The following is a 2,627-nucleotide window of genomic DNA, read 5'->3' on the forward strand; positions in this document are numbered from 1 at the left end:
ATTGGGTAGCGGTAGCGGATTGGTGGCGCGCCCCCCCCGCCCGGGGGGGGCTTTGCCCGGCCCGCCTGAGGTGTTCGGCGGGGGGGGGGGCCGCGCTGGGGGGGGCCTGTGCCCCCCGCAGCGCGGTGACGTCCTCCTCGGTGCGCCGCTGTGCGGCCAGTCGGCCCGCCTCCACCTCCAGCGCCGCCCGGACCTCGTACACGTCGAAGACCTCCGAGCGCCGCAGTTCCCGGTCGAACTCGGACACGGGGGAGGCGGCGGCCACGTAGGTGCCCGAACCCTGCCGGGCGCGCAGCTGGCCGTCGGCGATCAGCACCCGGACCGCCTCGCGGGAGGTGGTCCGGCCGACGCCGAGGAGCCGGCTCAGCTCCACCTCGCCGGGGAGCCTGCTGCCCACCGGCCATGCGCCGGTGCCGATCAGCCGGCGCAGCTCGGCGACGGCCTCCTCGACCAGCGAACGATGGCGTACCGGGCGAACAGTCATGGGCCGACCCTATCGCCCCCGGGGTGCCGCGCCCCTGGTCACCGGCTCGGCGGCCGGTCCTGCCCCGATGCCTGCGCCCGGTTCCCGCGCGCCGGGCTCCGGCTCGGTCAGGACCCGGTCGCGCAGGCGCAGCGCGCAGCCGAGGGCGACCGCCAGGACGCCGAGGACCAGGGCGAGGACGGTCCGCAGGCCGTGGGCGTCGGCCAGTCCGCCGAGCGCCGGTGCGGCCAGGCCGCCCACGGACATGGCGAGTCCGAGGGTGAGCCCGCTGGCGGTGCCGGGCCGGGTGGGGAGGTAGTCCTGGGCCAGCGTCACCTGCGGGGCGAAGGGCAGGAACATGGCCAGTCCGAACGCCACCGCACCGGTCACGGCGACCGCGACGCTCGGGGCGAGGACCACCGCGGCCAGCGCGGGGACGGCCAGCAGGTAGCCGGCCCGGATCGGGGCCAGCCGGCCGTACCGGTCGCCCAGCCAGCCGCCGAGCAGGGTGCCGGCCGCTCCGGCCAGCGTGAGCAGGGTGAGCGCGGCGGCGCCGGTGCCGGTCGAGCCGTGGAGGTCGCGCTGGATGTGCAGGGCCAGCATCGAGGTGACGGTCACGTAGGGCACCGACCAGGCGACGGTGGTCGCGACCAGGCGTCCGAAGGCCCGCCAGTCGTCGCGGTGGGTGCTCGCCGCCGCGGCCCGGGCGGTCGCCGGGCCCGCCGGGGTGCGATCCCGCTGCCGAAGGCCCTGTACGGCCCAGAGCGCGGCCGTCACCAGCGCCGGGACGGCGAGCAGCCAGCTGCCGCGCAGGCCGTACCCGCCGACCACCAGGGTGACCAGGGCCGGGGCCAGCGAGGCGCCGAGGGTGCCGCCGACGGAGAACAGGCTCATCGCCCGCTGGGACTGCCCGCCGGCGGCCCGGGCCTGGCTGGTGGCGGCGGGGTGGTAGGCGGCGATGCCGATGCCGGCCAGGGCGGCGCAGAGCCAGGTGAGCAGGTAGCCGTCGGCCAGTCCCGCGCCGGTGATCCCGGCCGCGGCGGTGAGGAAGCCGGCCGGGACGAGCCAGTCGCGGGGGCGGCGGTCGACCAGCAGGCCGAACAGCGGCTGGACCACGCTGGACAGGCCGCTCGCGGCCAGCGCGAGGCCGGAGACGGCGGTGTAGCTGTAGTGCCGCTGGGACATCAGGAAGGGCAGCAGGGCCGGAACGGCGCCCTGGTAGAGGTCGTTGACGATGTGGGTGCCGGTCAGGAAGGCCAGCTTGCCGCGCTTCACCGGGTGCTCCGCTCGGGCCGTGCCGCCGTCCGCCGGGCCTGTTCCAGGACGGCGGACTGCCGGGCGGCGTGGTGGTGCCAGGGCCGGGCCCGTTCCAGCTGGGCGCCGAGGGAGAGCAGCAGGCCCTCCTCGTGGAGCCGGGCGGTCAGCATGACGCCGATCGGCAGCCCGTCCGGTGTCCAGTGCAGCGGAAGGCTGATCGACGGCTGGCCGGTGAGGTTCGCCAGCGGCGTGCGCGGGGTGGCGGCGAGCATCCGGGCGAAGGTCCGCTCCGGGGCGTCCGGGTCGACCAACGCGCCGACGGGCAGCGGCGGTTGATCCGTCGTCGGGCTGAGCACCGCGTCGTAGCGGTCGTAACGGTGGCAGAGCGTACGGGCGGTGGCGGCCAGCGCGGTCGTCGCCGCGTGCAGCCGGGCCGCGTCGTGTTCGCCGCCGAGGGTCCTCAACCAGCGGGTCAGCGGCAGCAGTTGCTCCTCCCGCTCGGGCGGGACGGGCACGGCGGCGGCCAGTGCGCTCCACAGCACGGTGAAGTCCGGCCGGTACTCGCCGGGGTCGAACGGCGGCGCCTCCTCCACCCGGTGGCCGAGGTCGGTGAGCAGGTCGGCGGTGCGGCGGCAGGCCAGCGCGGCCTCGGGGTGCCAGCCGTCCGTCCGGGGCAGGACCCCGATCCGCAGCGGGCCGGGCGCCTGTTCGGCGCGGGACCGGAAGTACCCGGCGGGCACGGCGGGCAGGGTGCTGTTGTCGCCGGGGATGCTGCCCGCCATGACGTCCAGCAGCAGGGCGGCGTCCAGTACCGTCCGGGTCAGCGGGCCGGCGGTGGCCAGGCCGAAGGCGTCCGTCCCGGGGGCGGGGGACACCCGCCCCCGGCCGGGCTTGAGGCCGACGACCC

Annotated in this window: 3 protein-coding genes; all 3 read right to left on the bottom strand. The window is 77.2% G+C overall.

Annotated elements, in window-relative coordinates:
* The coding region (locus ABZW03_RS39680; RefSeq protein WP_355269576.1) for a GntR family transcriptional regulator at positions 1–484 on the bottom strand (484 nt) is incomplete at its 3' end.
* Positions 485–493: 9 nt separating this feature from the next.
* Positions 494–1,738 carry an MFS transporter gene (locus ABZW03_RS39685; RefSeq protein ID WP_355269578.1) on the bottom strand — a complete coding sequence of 415 codons (1,245 nt, stop codon included), beginning with the start codon at positions 1,736–1,738 and terminating at the stop codon, positions 494–496.
* The coding region (locus ABZW03_RS39690; RefSeq protein ID WP_355269580.1) for an amidase family protein at positions 1,735–2,627 on the bottom strand (893 nt) is incomplete at its 5' end. The genes ABZW03_RS39685 and ABZW03_RS39690, both read right to left, overlap by 4 nt.

Source organism: Kitasatospora sp. NPDC004799 (assembly GCF_040609095.1).
In the GTDB taxonomy this organism is placed as follows: domain Bacteria; phylum Actinomycetota; class Actinomycetes; order Streptomycetales; family Streptomycetaceae; genus Kitasatospora.